The 14,210-nt window shown below is 50.2% G+C and carries 15 protein-coding genes and 4 pseudogenes; 12 read left to right on the top strand and 7 right to left on the bottom strand.

Annotated features, from left to right (window positions below; genetic code table 11):
- Positions 1-49 precede the first annotated feature (49 nt).
- The 4 genes and pseudogenes from BGX14_RS16505 to istA form a co-directional block, all read right to left on the bottom strand.
- A pseudogene (locus tag BGX14_RS16505) lies at positions 50-163 on the bottom strand (AAA family ATPase); the annotation flags it as partial.
- A gap of 87 nt (positions 164-250) precedes the next feature.
- A complete protein-coding gene (locus BGX14_RS07860; RefSeq protein WP_095879547.1) occupies positions 251-898 on the bottom strand; it encodes an ATP-binding protein in 648 nt (215 codons plus the stop codon).
- Positions 899-1,104: 206 nt separating this feature from the next.
- Positions 1,105-1,881 carry an IS21-like element helper ATPase IstB gene (gene istB / locus BGX14_RS07855; protein ID WP_095879299.1) on the bottom strand — a complete coding sequence of 259 codons (777 nt, stop codon included), beginning with the start codon at positions 1,879-1,881 and terminating at the stop codon, positions 1,105-1,107.
- Positions 1,874-3,406, bottom strand: a complete 1,533-nt coding sequence (istA, locus tag BGX14_RS07850; RefSeq protein WP_095879300.1) for an IS21 family transposase — start codon at positions 3,404-3,406, stop codon at positions 1,874-1,876. The genes istB and istA overlap by 8 nt, the downstream gene beginning before the upstream one ends.
- 141 nt (positions 3,407-3,547) lie before the next feature.
- On the opposite strand from istA, the pseudogene BGX14_RS07845 reads away from it, so the two are divergent.
- Both BGX14_RS07845 and BGX14_RS07840 read left to right on the top strand, forming a co-directional pair.
- Positions 3,548-3,787: pseudogene (locus tag BGX14_RS07845) on the top strand (transposase); the annotation flags it as partial.
- Positions 3,788-3,810: 23 nt separating this feature from the next.
- Positions 3,811-4,599, top strand: a complete 789-nt coding sequence (locus BGX14_RS07840; protein WP_158223265.1) for an IS3 family transposase — start codon at positions 3,811-3,813, stop codon at positions 4,597-4,599.
- Positions 4,600-4,901: 302 nt separating this feature from the next.
- Here BGX14_RS07840 and BGX14_RS07835 read toward each other — a convergent pair whose 3' ends face one another.
- Both BGX14_RS07835 and BGX14_RS07830 read right to left on the bottom strand, forming a co-directional pair.
- The gene (locus tag BGX14_RS07835; RefSeq protein WP_095879545.1) at positions 4,902-5,306 is read right to left on the bottom strand and encodes a putative toxin-antitoxin system toxin component, PIN family; all 405 of its coding nucleotides are present in this window, start codon (positions 5,304-5,306) and stop codon (positions 4,902-4,904) included.
- Positions 5,303-5,536 carry a hypothetical protein gene (locus BGX14_RS07830; protein WP_095879544.1) on the bottom strand — a complete coding sequence of 78 codons (234 nt, stop codon included), beginning with the start codon at positions 5,534-5,536 and terminating at the stop codon, positions 5,303-5,305. Before BGX14_RS07830 ends, BGX14_RS07835 begins: the two co-directional genes overlap by 4 nt.
- 530 nt (positions 5,537-6,066) lie before the next feature.
- On the opposite strand from BGX14_RS07830, the pseudogene BGX14_RS16090 reads away from it, so the two are divergent.
- The 9 genes and pseudogenes from BGX14_RS16090 (at position 6,067) to BGX14_RS07795 (ending at position 12,581) form a co-directional block, all read left to right on the top strand.
- Positions 6,067-7,126: pseudogene (locus tag BGX14_RS16090) on the top strand (transposase).
- Between the two features lie 127 nt (positions 7,127-7,253).
- Positions 7,254-8,304 (top strand): annotated as a pseudogene (locus tag BGX14_RS16085) (transposase).
- A complete protein-coding gene (locus tag BGX14_RS07815; protein WP_158223264.1) occupies positions 8,288-8,827 on the top strand; it encodes a type III toxin-antitoxin system ToxN/AbiQ family toxin in 540 nt (179 codons plus the stop codon). Before BGX14_RS16085 ends, BGX14_RS07815 begins: the two are co-directional and overlap by 17 nt.
- A gap of 306 nt (positions 8,828-9,133) precedes the next feature.
- Positions 9,134-10,393, top strand: a complete 1,260-nt coding sequence (locus BGX14_RS07810; RefSeq protein ID WP_073305962.1) for an ATP-binding protein — start codon at positions 9,134-9,136, stop codon at positions 10,391-10,393.
- A 77-nt stretch (positions 10,394-10,470) separates the two neighbouring features.
- On the top strand, positions 10,471-10,848 hold the full coding sequence (locus tag BGX14_RS16080) for a hypothetical protein (protein WP_233126447.1): 378 nt from the start codon (positions 10,471-10,473) through the stop codon (positions 10,846-10,848).
- The gene (locus BGX14_RS16500) at positions 10,799-11,050 is read left to right on the top strand and encodes a nucleotidyl transferase AbiEii/AbiGii toxin family protein (RefSeq protein WP_353889918.1); all 252 of its coding nucleotides are present in this window, start codon (positions 10,799-10,801) and stop codon (positions 11,048-11,050) included. Before BGX14_RS16080 ends, BGX14_RS16500 begins: the two co-directional genes overlap by 50 nt.
- Positions 10,941-11,342, top strand: a complete 402-nt coding sequence (locus BGX14_RS15285) for a hypothetical protein (RefSeq protein WP_181949980.1) — start codon at positions 10,941-10,943, stop codon at positions 11,340-11,342. Before BGX14_RS16500 ends, BGX14_RS15285 begins: the two co-directional genes overlap by 110 nt.
- Entirely contained in the window at positions 11,339-12,457 is a 1,119-nt protein-coding gene (locus BGX14_RS07800) for an FISUMP domain-containing protein (protein ID WP_158223263.1), read from the top strand. Before BGX14_RS15285 ends, BGX14_RS07800 begins: the two co-directional genes overlap by 4 nt.
- Before the next feature lie 22 nt (positions 12,458-12,479).
- The gene (locus BGX14_RS07795; protein WP_095879541.1) at positions 12,480-12,581 is read left to right on the top strand and encodes an LEPR-XLL domain-containing protein; all 102 of its coding nucleotides are present in this window, start codon (positions 12,480-12,482) and stop codon (positions 12,579-12,581) included.
- Positions 12,582-12,665: 84 nt separating this feature from the next.
- Here BGX14_RS07795 and BGX14_RS07790 read toward each other — a convergent pair whose 3' ends face one another.
- Entirely contained in the window at positions 12,666-13,118 is a 453-nt protein-coding gene (locus BGX14_RS07790) for a PD-(D/E)XK nuclease domain-containing protein (RefSeq protein WP_095879540.1), read from the bottom strand.
- Between the two features lie 129 nt (positions 13,119-13,247).
- On the opposite strand from BGX14_RS07790, the gene BGX14_RS07785 reads away from it, so the two are divergent.
- Entirely contained in the window at positions 13,248-14,207 is a 960-nt protein-coding gene (locus BGX14_RS07785) for an IS30 family transposase (RefSeq protein ID WP_095878741.1), read from the top strand.
- The last annotated feature ends 3 nt before the right edge of the window (positions 14,208-14,210 follow it).

The raw sequence follows: 14,210 nt of genomic DNA, 5'->3' as shown, positions 1-14,210 counted from the left end.
TATATATTCCTTGATTTTTGCAGTCAAGTGGCTGTCCCCAATAGTCTGCCGTGGCCCCGGTGATGAAGACGTTGCGGCCTTCGCGAACGAACTCGCAGGAAGCGAGCCTGGCAATCAAATCCCGGTTCAGTTTCCTGCCCGACGAGTAGTCGATTTCGTTGATATTGTGATTATTCTGGAGCGGCGGAGCCGCCAGTCCGGAGAAGTGAGGGCCACTAGTCCGGCCTGACGGAGCCACCTGTTTTTTGCCCTACTGGGCTTCCGACGGGTTCAGCCCGTACACTTCCCTCATGGACTTGTCAACCGACTTGTCGATGTACTCGATGTTTATCTTGTACGAGTCGAACGATATCCGGTCCATGATGGCGTCCGCAAGGGTGCTTTCGCCGTCGCATATCTGGTTGTACCAGTCCTTTTCCTCGTACTGGGAACAGAATATGGTCGACGATTTCTTGCGTCTCTTGTGGATTACCTCCAGCAGCAACCTGGCCTCGTTCTCGCGGAGCTTGAACAGCAGCCATTCGTCGATGATGAGGAGCGTCGGCTTGGTGTACTTCTGCAACGCGTTTTCGAGGGAGTGCCTGTCTTCCGCGGCGGACAGGTCCATCAGCAGGTCGGGCAGCCTGGTGAACCTTACCGAGTAGAACCGCTTGCAGGCCTCCATCCCGAACGCGCAGGCCAGATACGTCTTGCCGCTTCCGGTAGCGCCCGTGATGAAGATGTTGCGGCACTGCGATATGTACTCGCAGCTGGCGAGTTTCTGGATCAGCGCCTTGTTCAGCTTGCGTCCCGAGTGGTAGTCGACCGTAGCGACTCCCGCGTCGTTCTGCTCGAGCTCGGCCTTCTTGACGAGCCGTTCGAAGGCGTGGCTCTTGCGGCTGGCGTGTTCGGCATCCACCTGTAAGCTTCCCCATAATTAGGACTGTTCATAACTAGACAAAAGGCAATTCCGCCTGCGTCAAAATGCTACCTTTGGTAGCAAAGGAACAGCCATGAAGAAACTGACTCATTCCGAATCGGAAATCGTCAAATGAATATTCCGGCGAAAATAAACCGGCATTCCGGAATGGCGGAAACCGCCAGACCGGAATACAGGAAACCGCTCTAGCGGCTTAACTTTTTATCCAGTCCGTAGATTTCCCGCATGGAGATGTCTTTGTGCGGGTCGGAACTGCGGATGTCTATCGTATAGGCGTTGTGGATTATCCTGTCAAGTATGGAATCCGTCAACGGGTTCGCAAGACCGCCCAACTGCTCGTACCATTCCGAGGAAGGGTACTGCGAGCAGAAAATCGTGGACGATTTCCCGCTACGCCGATGCAGGATTTCGAAGATGGCCTTCTGTTCGCTTTCGCTGGGTTTCAGCAGCAGCCATTCGTCGATAATCAGCAACGCCGGTTTCGTGTACTTCAGCATCGACTTCGTGAAGGTCCTGTTTTCGCGGGCCATCTCCAGTTCTATCAACAAATCCGGCAAACGTACGAATTTCGTGCTGTAGAACTGGCGACACGCCTCGTAACCGAAAGCGCAGGCCATGAAGGTCTTGCCGCTGCCCGTGGCCCCGGTGATGAAGACGTTGCGGCCTTCGCGAACGAACTCGCAGGAAGCGAGCCTGGCAATCAAATCCCGGTTCAGTTTCCTGCCCGACGAGTAGTCGATTTCGTTGATATTGGCTCCTTTCTGCTCAAGCCCGGCACGTTTCACGAGCCGGTGCAGGGCGTTGTTCTTGCGCTGGCAATATTCGATATCCACAAGCAGGCCGAAACGGTCGTCGAACGAAATGCTTGACATGTTCGGATCGTCCCGTTGCGCATCGAAGGCGTTCGCCATGGCGCTGAGGCGCATCTCGATGAGTTTGTTCCGTGTCGCTTCGTTAGTCATTGTCCCTCCTGTAGTATTCGGCCCCACGGGTTATCCCCCGCGGCCTTTCCGCAGGTTTCTTGGTCCTGTCGCCGTTTGCCGCAAGCAGGTTCTGGACGCTCTTGAAAGTCGGGGTAACCCCGAAAGAAATCATCCGTTCGCAGGCGGCTTCCAGCGAGACATCGGAGTAGTCCTTCGCCAGCGACAGGATCGCCATGCAGGCCTTGTACGTCTGCTGTTCAATGGGTTTGCTGGCCAGCACGCGTTCGATTACCGTCAGCGTGCTGTAGCCGATTTTGCGCGCCCAGTTGCGGAAACGGTCGCCATCCCATTCAAGGAACTTCTGGTGCTTTTCCGGCATGTGGACGGCCAATGTGCTATATTTTCCCTTGCAGCCGAGCATTTTTGCGTGCGACGCTATCCTGTTCCCGTCATCGAATATCTCGACGATGGAATCGGTTTCACGGACATCCACCTTCTTGCCGATGAAGCCGAACGGGACCGAATAGAAGTTGCCCTCGACGCAGACATGGTAGTTGAATTGGACCGTAAGACTGCGCCATGTGGCGTTCTCGTAGCGTGTCCGGGGCAGCGGCAAGAGGAACGTTCTTTCTTCCAGGTCGAACAACCCTTTTCTGCTGCCCTCCTTCTTTTGGAACGGCCTTTCGTTGTATTCCTCCAGCTTCCTGCGGATGGCACGGTTGAGTTCCCCGATGCCGAAGAACTCCTCGTTCCTCAACGCAGCGATGATCCATGTGGACACGTTGCCGACGGTCCCCTCTGCGCTGGCCTTGTCCTTCGGGGCCCGAACCCTGGCGGGAATGATCGCGGTGCCGTAATGTTCGGCAAGTTCCTGGTAGCTCGAATTCAGTTCGTCCGCGTATTTCCTGTTGTGCGTCACTGCGGTCTTGCAGTTGTCGGGCACGAGCATCTTCGAGACTCCGCCGAAAAACTCGAACATGTGGATGTGTGCGTCGTTCCATGACTTCTGTTTTTCGTCCGGGAAGGCCTCCGCGTAGGCATACATGCTGTAGTTGAGAACGCCTACGAACACGTAAGCCTTTTTCTGTTCCCCCGTTTCGGGGTCGATGATGTATGCGGGGTCTCCGGCCCAGTCGACTTCGATCTGCTCGCCGGGTTTGCGGTTGATGTGCATTGTAGCCCTGCGGACGCGTTCGTCCTGCAGGATGTAGTGGCAGAACTGCGAGTACATCAGCGGCTTGGTATTCTCGAGCCTGCATTCTTCAAGATATTCCGCCCAGAGGAGCTTCTTGTTCACGCCGTTGCGCAGCAGTTCGTTCTTAACGTGGTCGAAATCGGGCAACTTCCTGTCGGTGATTTTCCTGGTCTCTTTACCGTTCGGGTGTATGATCTTGTCGATTTCCCTGTCGGTGAGACGTTCTTCCAGGGGCCAGCGGAGATTGTACTCGTTGGCCAGTTTCAGGACCTTGTTTACGGTCTTTTTTGACACCTGGCAGCTTGCCGCAATGTCGTTCTGGCTTAATCCCAGGCTTCGCAGCCTGAGGATTTCGCGGTATTTGGTCATTAGACCTCCTGTCTATTTTGTTCGCACGGAATTGTGCAGGCCAAAATTAGACAGGTTTCCTTGTCTCCGGAATCGCGGTTTCCGTTTGACCGGTACGCCGGTTTCCATTACTCCGGTTTCATGGTGTAATTCACTCCGGAATACTCAGTCAAAAGCGTAAACGAACTTGAAGCTGGGGTGTCTGCAGATGAAATCTGCAGGCGACTCAACGTTTCCAGAGCCACGCTCTATCAATGGAAACGGAAGTACGGCGGTCTCGAGGTTAGCCAGCTTAAGAAACTGAAGGAACTCGAAGAAGAAAACGCCAAGCTCAAGAAGATGTACGCCAATCTCGCCCTGGATAACGAGATTCTCCGCGAGGTTATCGAAAAAAAACTCTGACGCCCGAGGCCCGCAAGGAAATTGTGGGCGAAATAGCAGAGGACCACGACATCAGCATTACTCGGGCGTGCAGATTGATGGGCATCCACAAGTCATACTTCTACTACGAATCAACCAAGGACGATTCCGAAGTCGAGGCTGCGATACGGCAGAAGGCCGAGGCTGCCAACGACGGCTTCTGGAAAATATTCAGGCTGATTCGCAAGGATGGGCATCCGTGGAACCATAAGAAGGTCCACCGCGTCTACGAGGCGATTCATTTCAACAAGCGAAAGCCGTTGCGCAAACGCTTGCCAGCCCGAGTCAAGAATCCGCTCGTGACACCGGACCAGGAAAATGTCACCTGGTCGATGGACTTCGTTACTGACGTTTTGCAAAGCAACCGCAAGTTCCGCGTACTCAACGTCATCGACGACAGCGACCGTGTGGCCGTTGCACAGAAGGTTGCGCATTCCATACCGGCATCCCGCTTGATTCGATTCATGGAGGAAATCATTTGGGAGAAAGGCAAGCCGAGCAACATTCGCTGCGACAACGGTCCGGAATTCATTTCGCATAAATTTCAAGATTGGTGCGATGGGAACGGAATCAAAATTTTGTACACGCAGCCCGGGTGTCCGACTCAGAACAGCTACATCGAACGGTTTAACGGATCGTACCGAAGGGCTGTTCTTGACGCCTATATTTTCAGGACTTTAGATGATGTAAGGGAAATTACCGAAAAGTGGACGGATTACTACAACAACGAAAGACCCCACGACTCCTTAAACAACCTCGCTCCAATGGAGTATCGGTTGATGAGAACAGGGTGATTTTGTATACTTTAAACCAGTCCTAAAAATGGGTAGCTGACAGATTCGATGTTTTAGGCTGACGGTTTCATCAATTTTGTAGAACTTTCTCCTTCCCCCAAAGCGTTCGGGGTCCGGTCTGGCGGTTTCCGCCATTCCGGAATGCTGGTTTATTTTCGCCGGAATATTCAGTTCGTGCAGCGTCATGTTAAGCCAAAGTACGACGAGGGCTGCATCTTCATGTACCAAGTTATTTAGCCTTGAAAAGGCTTTTGTCTTGACGAATGTATATTTTTGTTAGTGGGTGTGGACACGGCTTGAAGCTATTGCAGCATGACGGAAAATTCTTGCAAACTCTTCAAGATTAGTTTCGGAAAATCTATTTCTCGAAGAACGCTGAAATGCGAATCATTCGATACGATGAAGGTTGCATTCCCAGCAATGGCGCAGTCGACAAACTTGTTGTCGTCTGGATCATCCTTTATAAGGTTGAACCTGAAGAAAGTGTCGATAAGTTCTACGGAAGGCGCGTTCAATAGGGTTTGGATAACGTTCGAAGCAATTATTGAATTTGTCTTTTGTCCAATAATCTCTTCATATTCGTCAAGGATTTCGTTTGAAACACAAAGAGTGTATTTGCCTTCCTGTAAGCCGCGCCAGACATTGAAATAAGCACCCCGTTTAGAAAGGGATGCTAAAAGGCAATTCGTATCAAGAACAATTCTCATATGTTCTTGTAAGGCGTCCGAAGGTGTTCGTTCAGGACGGCTTCATTTTTTTCGTTGTCCCACTCGCCGGACTCCCATAGAGCATCCATGCCGTTCTCAACACGCTTGGCGAAAACATCCGTCAGGGCAACACGAATCTCTTCCAAAGATTTAGAATCCTTGGCAAAGGAAAACATCTTCAGAAGATGCAATTGAGTCGGGTTCAGGACGGTTTCCACAGGTCGCTCCATGTTTCTAAATAGGAATATACATTATTTATGTGCTGTTTGCCAACCCTAGTGTCCCGCCCAAGTTGAACTTGGACATTTTTGGCAAAGCTAATAAGATAGTCCATCTTGCCTGCAAAAACTTCATCGGGGGTCTGGTACCCGATAGCCGAGTGCAACCTTTCCGTTGCTGAGTATTCCGGAGTGAATTACACCATGAAACCGGAGTAATGGAAACCGGCGTACCGGTCAAACGGAAACCGCGATTCCGGAGACAAGGAAACCTGTCTAATTTTGGCCTGCACAATTCCGTGCGAACAAAATAGACAGGAGGTCTAATGACCAAATACCGCGAAATCCTCAGGCTGCGAAGCCTGGGATTGGTAGTGTCAAGGGTTTTTCGCAAAAATAGTTTATTCCAACATCAGATTCTAGGCTAGTCGTCCCTTAAAATCCCGCCCAGCCCGCATAATTATTGGGAAAAACTGATTTTTACCCTGTGAAATTATTGCAAGGTTTTCTAAAATGGGATTAAAAACCTTGCATTTTTTTTCATGTACAGACCGCCAAAATCCCACGCCCAGACAAGCCTTTTCTGTTCCCTTGAGGAGCAGTTGAACCACAAGCACCCCCTCTACGTTCTCGCGAACAAGATTGACTGGAACAAGTTCGAGACCGAGTTTTCTAAACGGTTTGACGACAAAATGGGTGCGCCGAACAAGCCGATCCGTCTCATGACCGGGTTCATCATCCTGAAGCACATCCGTGATGTGTCGGACGAGTCCGTCGTGGAGCAATTTCAGGAAAACGCCTATTACCAGTATTTTTGCGGGGAACGCATCTTCACGACGGAGCAGCCCTGCGACCCGAGCGAACTTGTCCACTTCCGTCTTCCGCAGGCTGAAGACAATCGCGGGACGGCTCGTCCGTGAATTAGAGCGAAATCTCGCCAGCAAGAACTTGTTGAACACGTACAAAGAAAAAATCGAGCTTTTCAAAAAAGTTCTGGCACAGAAGAAATGCGACAAGAACAAAATCTATTCGCTTCACGAACCCGAAGTAAAATGCATCGGCAAGGGCAAGGAACACAAGAAATACGAGTTCGGCAACAAGGTGTCAATCGCCCGGAGCTACAGCGGCCTCATCGTCGGCGCAGTCGCGTTCCGGGACGAGTATGACGGACATACGATAGACGATACGCTTGACCATGTTGAACAAATGCTCGGTTTCAGGCCTAGCCGGGCTGCATGCGACAGGGGTTACCGCGGACAAAAGGAATCCGGAACGACAAAGATCGTAATACCGGACGTTCCGAAGAAAAACGCGACTTACTACCAGAAGAAAAAGGCTCACAAGCTTTTTTGCAAGAGGGCTGGCATCGAGCCTATCAACGGCCATCTGAAAAGCGATCACCGTATGGGCAGAAATTTCTACAAGGGAATCTTTGGCGACATGCTCAATGCAAAGCTTGCAGCAGCGGCGTTCAACTTCAAGAGGGCCATGAGGCGCTTTTTTGTTCTGTTGGAATGGCTATACTGTTTTTGCCTTCTGTGGAACGGAATGAACAAAAAATGCGAACGTCCTTATCTTGCGTTCGCAAAGTGGCCTTTTTAAGGGCTGACTAAGTAGTCCTCCCTTAAATCCCGCCCAGCCCGCATAATTATTGGGAATATTTGATTTTTACCCTGTGAAATTATTGCAAGGATTTCTAAAATGGGATTAAAAACCTTGCATTTTTTTCATGTACAGACCGCCAAAATCCCACGCACAGACAAGCCTTTTCTGTTCCCTTGAGGAGCAATTGAACCACAAGCACCCCCTCTACGTTCTCGCGAACAAGATTGACTGGAACAAGTTCGAGACCGAGTTTTCTAAACGGTTTGACGACAAAATGGGTGCGCCGAACAAGCCGATCCGTCTCATGACCGGGTTCATCATCCTGAAGCACATCCGTGATGTGTCGGACGAGTCCGTCGTGGAGCAATTTCAGGAAAACGCCTATTACCAGTATTTTTGCGGGGAACGCATCTTCACGACGGAGCAGCCCTGCGACCCGAGCGAACTTGTCCACTTCCGTCTTCCGCAGGCAGAAGACAATCGCGGGACGGCTCGTCCGTGAATTAGAGCGAAATCTCGCCAGCAAGAACTTGTTGAACACGTACAAAGAAAAAATCGAGCTTTTCAAAAAAGTTTTGGAGCAGAAGAGGTGCGACAAGGACAAGGTCTATTCGCTTCACGAACCCGAAGTAAAATGCATCGGCAAGGGCAAGGAACACAAGAAATACGAGTTCGGCAACAAGGTGTCAATTGCCCGGAGCTACAACGGCATCATTGTCGGCGCGGTCTCGTTCCGGGACGAGTATGACGGCCATATGATAGACGATACGCTTGACCATGTTGAACAAATGCTTGGATTCAGGCCGAGCCGGGCAGCATGCGACCGAGGCTACCGCGGACAAAAGGAATCCGGAACGACAAAGATCGTGATACCCGACGTCCCGAAGAAAAACGCGACTTACTACCAGAAGAAAAAGGCTCACAAGCTTTTTTGCAAGAGGGCTGGCATCGAACCAATCAATGGTCACTTGAAGAGCGACCACCGCATGGGTCGCAACTTCTACAAGGGAATCTTTGGCGACATGCTCAATGCAAAGCTTGCAGCAGCGGCGTTCAACTTCAAGAGGGCCATGAGGCGCTTTTTTGTCCTGTTGGAATGGCTGTACGGTTGTTTCCTTCAGTGGAAAGGAATGAATAGAAAATGCGAACGTCCTTATCTTGCGTTCGCAAAGTGACTTTTTAAGGGACGACTATCTACGCGAGTTCGATTCGTTTGTCCCATCCCTGGACGGGTATGGCGGCAAGTTCAAGCCGTTTTTCGGCAAGTTGTTCTCCGTGGGTCAAATTGATTATTACGCCCCGATTTCTTCTGGAAAACAGAAGCATACGGAGTTTCGAGAAACGAACTTGTTCTACAAGGTTTATCTGCACAATGAGACCGATGCGGAAAAAATGGTCAAGAAACCTGTGGCGGTCATTGATTTGAAACATATTGTTCCTGTGCCTTCTGCTCAGGCTGCTCCACTTGCCCACGAGTCTATTTTGAACAATGATGCCTATGGAAGTCCGTCTGAAAAGAGCAAATACCTTGTTTTGTTGAGGCAGGAACTCGCGTGGGTCAACCAGAATGAAGAAAGAATTGTTGAAAATGCAAAAATTCTACACAAGAAGTGCATGACCATCGAATCGTTTCATATCCGCAAGCGGTGCCTGAACCTGCGGCTTTTGGAGCAGAAGGCCAGGGACTTCTCACCGTAAAGGGTGGTCACCGCTCTGTCCGTTGCGTCAAGGACTCTGACTAACCCGCCGATAAACAATCATTCCACACCCCACACTACACATTTCACACCCGCGTCTGCGTTAGGGGGCGTCGCACCGCCACGCGGTGGCGAGACGCGCAAGCGGCTCGATGAGCCGACCCCGGATCAGGTCCGGGGTGACGAGAGGCGAACAGCACCCGCCCCGGCCCCCCTTCGGCAGGCTCAGGGACCGGGCCGGGGAACGTCCAAGAAAAAAATTCAAATATGTTTGAAATTTTTGCTAAAATTATATATATTTTAAGATATGGTTGAAATTATTGATTCTATATCCAAATACAACTTATGGGGTGGAAACAGCCCGTTTTTGGGCTTTAATCGGCATATTTATCAGGAAAAAGTCATGAAAAGTGTCGGAAACAACCTGGTCAAGGTTGTTGTCGGGCAGCGTCGTGTCGGAAAGAGTTTCGTTTTGCGGCAGGTCTTGTCGCAAATCGTTGCAGGCGGGGTTCCCGCCGAGAACACCCTATACATCAACAAGGAATTTCTTGAATTCTCCGCCATAAAATCCGCAGAGGATTTGCAGTCCCTTTACGCTGCTTACAAGAGCCGGTTTTCACCCCAAGGCAAGACATATCTTTTCATTGACGAAATCCAGTATATCGATGGATGGGAAAAATTTGTGAACGCCCGTTCGCAGGATTTTGCCGAGCCTTGCGAAGTATTCATAAGCGGGTCCAATTCGGATATTCTCTCCGGGGAACTTTCAACCATGCTTTCGGGCCGATATGTCCGGTTTGAAGTGTTTCCATACAGTTTTGGCGAGTTTTGCGAGTTGACCGGCAAACCGCAGGATGCGTCGTCTTTTACGGATTATGTCCAGCATGGGGCCCTGCCCGAACTGTTCAACCTTGATTCGGAGGAAATGCGACGGAACTATGTCGAGAGTCTGAAGGATTCCGTGATGCTTCGCGATGTCGTGCAGCGTTACAGAATCAAGGACGCTACCCTGCTGAACGATCTTTTTGTCTTTCTTTCGAATAATGCCTCGAACTTGATTTCTTTCACGAATGTGGTCAAGAGCCTTAAGGGGCAAGGGCGGAAAACAAATTACGAGACTGTCTCGACCTATGCGGGATATTTGGAAAACGCCTTCTTGATACATTCCTGTCCGCGCTTCAACATTCGTGGCAAGGATTCGCTGTCCGGTCCTGCCAAATACTACATGAACGATTTTTCGTTCCACAATTACCTGTATGCGGGTTTTGGGTATGGAATGGGTTATCTTTTTGAAAATGCCATTTATCTGGAACTTCGCAGGCGTGGCTACGATGTATATGTCGGGGAATTGGATGGGAGCGAGGTCGATTTTGTCGCAATCAGGAACGATGCGCGCATTTACATCCAGGTAGCCTATAAGATGGACGGCGAGTCGACCATTGCAAGAGAATACGCGCCGCTGGAAAAAATCAGGGACAGTTATCCAAAATTTGTTGTGTCGTTGGATGAGTTCCGGCTGCCATCGAATAACGGAATTTTGCATGTCCGCCCTTGGGAAATACCTTGATTCCCTTGTTCTGTTTTGCTAGGCGAAAATGTCCGCTTCTGCCTGTTGATTCTGGGTAAAAAATTTATATTGACGGTATGGCGCAGCCTTTGTCGAAAATCAGCATCCTTGAACCCCTTTGCTGGGATTCAAGCGTGAGTGCCGAGACGCTCCTTCCCCTGGTGGACGGGACGGTGTCTTCGGTTGGGGGCTTCTCCCGTGAAGCCCTGTTCCTGCGTTCGCTGGAGCGGGTGCCGTGGCACAACCTGGTAGTGCTGTGGGGCGGGGCGGAAAACTGTGCAAAACTTTATACAGAAAAGATCCGAAGGGGGCTTCGCAATGACGACTTCAGACAAAAATACGATTTCGCTTTCGGAATTCTACGAGGAGAACCTGTACAGGCTCCAAGATGGGGTTCTGAATATTGTGAAAAACTGCGGCACACCTTTGTATCTGACCGGTGGAACCGCGCTTAGCAGGGCGTATTACCGCCACCGCTATTCAGACGACCTGGATTTCTTTGTCAACAACGACAATTCCTTCAATCAGTATGTCGACGCCGTTCTAGATGGGGCTGAAACTCGATTTCGTAAACGATGTCGCCGCACACTATGGCGAGATAACCGAAACGGACCTGTTCTACAGGACGGATTCTGTCAGGAATATTCTTTCGAATAAGGTGACCGCGATTTTCAGGATGTCGGCAAAGGACATTGTGGATATCCATCGGATATGCCTGAACGAAAAATTCGAATGGCGGGAAGTCTTTGAAGAAGTCAGGGAAAAGGAACTGGGCGTAGAACCATTAGATGTTTCCCAGGTCATGCAGGGAATAACGCAGGCTGCGTTTGAGAGTATCAAGTGGAAATGCGGATTGACCTTTGCCGAGTTCAAGCGGGACATCGATATGATTGCCGCCGACATGCTTTGCCTGAAGGACAACGGCTTGAACGACAGGAGTATGAAATGAAAACGATTAAGAAAATTGGCTTTGTGAGCGCTGTAGCTTTTGCAATGCTTGCGTTCTCGGCTTGCGATGACTCTTCGTCGGCGGGTGGCGACGATAATGAAACATCCGCTGTTGAATCGTCTTCAAGCGTAAAGGACTCTGATTCCACCGAAGAGTCATCCTCTTCGATTGACAAGAAGTCTTCGGGTAACGAAACCAAAGACAAGTCATCGAGTAGTGAGAATAAGTCTAGCAGTTCCACAAAAGAAACAAAAGTCTCTTCTGATTCCAAGAGCTCCAGTTCCATAAAGTCAGGAGATTCTTCTAGCAGCAAGAAGGATGTATCTAGTTCGTCGGTCAATTCTTCGTCAAGTGTCAAGTCTAGCAGCAGTTCTTCCGTGAAACAATCTTCGTCGTCAGTTGCTTCGAGTAGTAGCGAATATGTGCCGTTTGATCATTCCCAGACACTTGGAAGTATAGGGCAAGAGGGCGTTTATAAGACATTTACTGATTCGCGCAACGGACGCAGTTACTATTACATGGAGTTCAAGGGTGTAAACAGGCAAGGCGACTCGGCGACGGTCACTGCCATGGCTGAGAACTTGAATATTGGAGAGATGGTCGCCGGCGACAAGGACCAGGCTGACGATTCGAAGGTAGAACGCTATTGTTATGACAACGACACCATCAACTGTGACCGCTATGGCGGTCTCTACCAGTGGGCGGAGATGATGAAATTGCCCAGCGAATGCAATACCAAGAGCTGTGCCGACAGTATAAAGCCAAACCACCAAGGTATCTGCCCCGACGACTGGCGCCTGCTCACCTACGATGATTTCGTTGTCATTCTCAATTCCAACGGCAACAACCATGGCATCGAGGGAGTCCGTTCCACCTTCGGCTTCGGCGGTTACAACACCACTGGGTATAGCCTTGTGGGCGCGGGGTATAGAAAGAATGATGGATCTTTTAAAGATATAGATGACGGGACCTATTGGATGTATCCCTTAGAACATGAAACTAATGTTACAAGGGTAAGGTCGAGCTATACGTCTATCCATCAAACAGCTTTTGCTGGCTTGGGTGTAAATGATAAGTCATATGGAGTCTCCGTCCGTTGTGTTAAGTCAAAATAAAATTTATAAGTAAGATTACAAAATGAATATGAAAAAAATAAAGAAATCCGTCAAGAAGTCCACCAAGAACAACTACCGTATTGAGGCTCTTGAACCTCGCCTGATGATGAGCGCTGTCGAATAATCATTCCTCACTTCACACTACACATTACACACTGAAATCGCGTTAGGGGCCGGGGAGCGCCCAAGGAAGGGCCAAACTTGTTGGTCACCCTTCCACAACCTTCCATTCGCCGATGGTGCGCTTTTCCTGGTCGAACGTAACACCAATCTTGAACAACTTCTTTGGGTTGCCGTCCTTGGCCATCGTGACGGAATATGGAATCAGGTAACCCTTGTCGTCGATTTGTTTTAACGCATCATCCACAGTCGCGGAAGAGTCCAACTTGAACTCGAAAATGTAAACAGCATCGGCGGTCTCCACGACGGCATCGGCGCGGCCCGCGGCACTGCATTCCTCGGTACGCACGACGTATGGCGTACACAGCTTGAAAATCAGGAACAGCACCGTCTTGTAGTGGTTCTCGTCCTTGCGTTCCGCATTGTACGGGATGCCGCTCATGAACGCGCGGATGTGCACCAGTGCCTTTTCAATGTCCTTTTCTTCCAAGGCATCGACAAAGCGCAATAAGAACGAATCGTTTTGAACAACATCGTCCATTGCACGCGAATTTTCACCGTCAATGCGACTGATATAGGTTGAATCGGGAAGAAAAAAAGTTCCCTAGGGCTAGCCCCTGGGGAACCTGGCCGAAACTTTTCTACCTTGCCGATTCTACCAAAAAAGGACATGGCGGTGAGTCTCAACCAAGCACAAAGATACGAAATACGAGCGCTCAATGCGGCAAAGATCCCCCCGAAAAACATAGCCTTGCAGCTGAAGGTCCACAAATCCACAATCTACAGGGAACTAAACAGGGGCGGCGGCCGCCAGCATTACGACCCGGTCAAGTCGCAGGAACGGGCAGACCTCCTTGCCGCGACAAGTCACCTGCATTACGACTACGACGAGGACGACTGGAAAATCGTGGACGGGAAAATCAAGGAAGACTACTCTCCCGAACAGGTGAACGGACGCGCGAAACTCGATGGGATGGGTGTCCCTAGCGTCGCCACGATATACAGGCATGTGAACAAGGACGAGGACCTGAAGAAGCACTTGCGGCACGGCAAGAAACCATACCGTAAGCGCGGGGAGAAGAAGGACAAGAGAGGCCAGATTGTAGGCCGCGTGCCCATCGAGGAACGTCCGGCAATCGTGGACGAGAAATCACGCGTAGGCGACATCGAGATAGACCTGATAAACAGCGCGGACCATGACGCGAACCTGCTCACGATCAACGACAGGATGACGAATTACAGCCTGATAAGGTATCTTCCGACGAAGAACGCGAAAGACCTGAAGAGAACGCTTGTGAGGGCGCTGAAGGACTTTGAGAAAACGTTCGAAGTCAAGATTCTCACAATCACTTCGGACAACGGGAAGGAGTTCGCCTGTCACGCAGAAATAGCGAAAGCTATGAAGGCGGATTACTACTTTGCGAACCCGTACCACTCCTGGGAGCGCGGTGCCAACGAGAACATGAACGGTCTAATACGCCAATATCTTCCCAAGAAGGAGTCGTTCAAGGGAATCTCTCCCCGGAAAGTTCGCTGGATACAGGATAAACTGAACAACAGGCCTCGAAAAAGGCTTGACTTTATGACCCCTTTAGAGTATATTTATACGCAAGTTAAACTACAAACCTAAGTC

Origin of the sequence: Fibrobacter sp. UWS1, assembly GCF_002300445.1 — a bacterium.
Classification (GTDB): domain Bacteria; phylum Fibrobacterota; class Fibrobacteria; order Fibrobacterales; family Fibrobacteraceae; genus Hallerella; species Hallerella intestinalis.
This window is presented reverse-complemented; position numbering and strand designations above follow the sequence as displayed.

What these genes read in the sequence shown, in the direction of transcription:
- istA (WP_095879300.1), bottom strand. Translation starts at nt 3,406, where the DNA reads ATGACCAAATACCGCGAAATCCTCAGGCTGCGAAGCCTGGGATTAAGC.
- BGX14_RS07835 (WP_095879545.1), bottom strand. Translation starts at nt 5,306, where the DNA reads ATGAGAATTGTTCTTGATACGAATTGCCTTTTAGCATCCCTTTCTAAA.
- BGX14_RS07830 (WP_095879544.1), bottom strand. Translation starts at nt 5,536, where the DNA reads ATGGAGCGACCTGTGGAAACCGTCCTGAACCCGACTCAATTGCATCTT.
- BGX14_RS07795 (WP_095879541.1), top strand. Translation starts at nt 12,480, where the DNA reads ATGAATATGAAAAAAATAAAGAAATCCGTCAAGAAGTCCACCAAGAAC.
- BGX14_RS07790 (WP_095879540.1), bottom strand. Translation starts at nt 13,118, where the DNA reads ATGGACGATGTTGTTCAAAACGATTCGTTCTTATTGCGCTTTGTCGAT.
- BGX14_RS15285 (WP_181949980.1), top strand. Translation starts at nt 10,941, where the DNA reads ATGGGGCTGAAACTCGATTTCGTAAACGATGTCGCCGCACACTATGGC.
- istB (WP_095879299.1), bottom strand. Translation starts at nt 1,881, where the DNA reads ATGACTAACGAAGCGACACGGAACAAACTCATCGAGATGCGCCTCAGC.
- BGX14_RS07785 (WP_095878741.1), top strand. Translation starts at nt 13,248, where the DNA reads ATGGCGGTGAGTCTCAACCAAGCACAAAGATACGAAATACGAGCGCTC.
- BGX14_RS07800 (WP_158223263.1), top strand. Translation starts at nt 11,339, where the DNA reads ATGAAAACGATTAAGAAAATTGGCTTTGTGAGCGCTGTAGCTTTTGCA.
- BGX14_RS16080 (WP_233126447.1), top strand. Translation starts at nt 10,471, where the DNA reads ATGGCGCAGCCTTTGTCGAAAATCAGCATCCTTGAACCCCTTTGCTGG.
- BGX14_RS07810 (WP_073305962.1), top strand. Translation starts at nt 9,134, where the DNA reads ATGGTTGAAATTATTGATTCTATATCCAAATACAACTTATGGGGTGGA.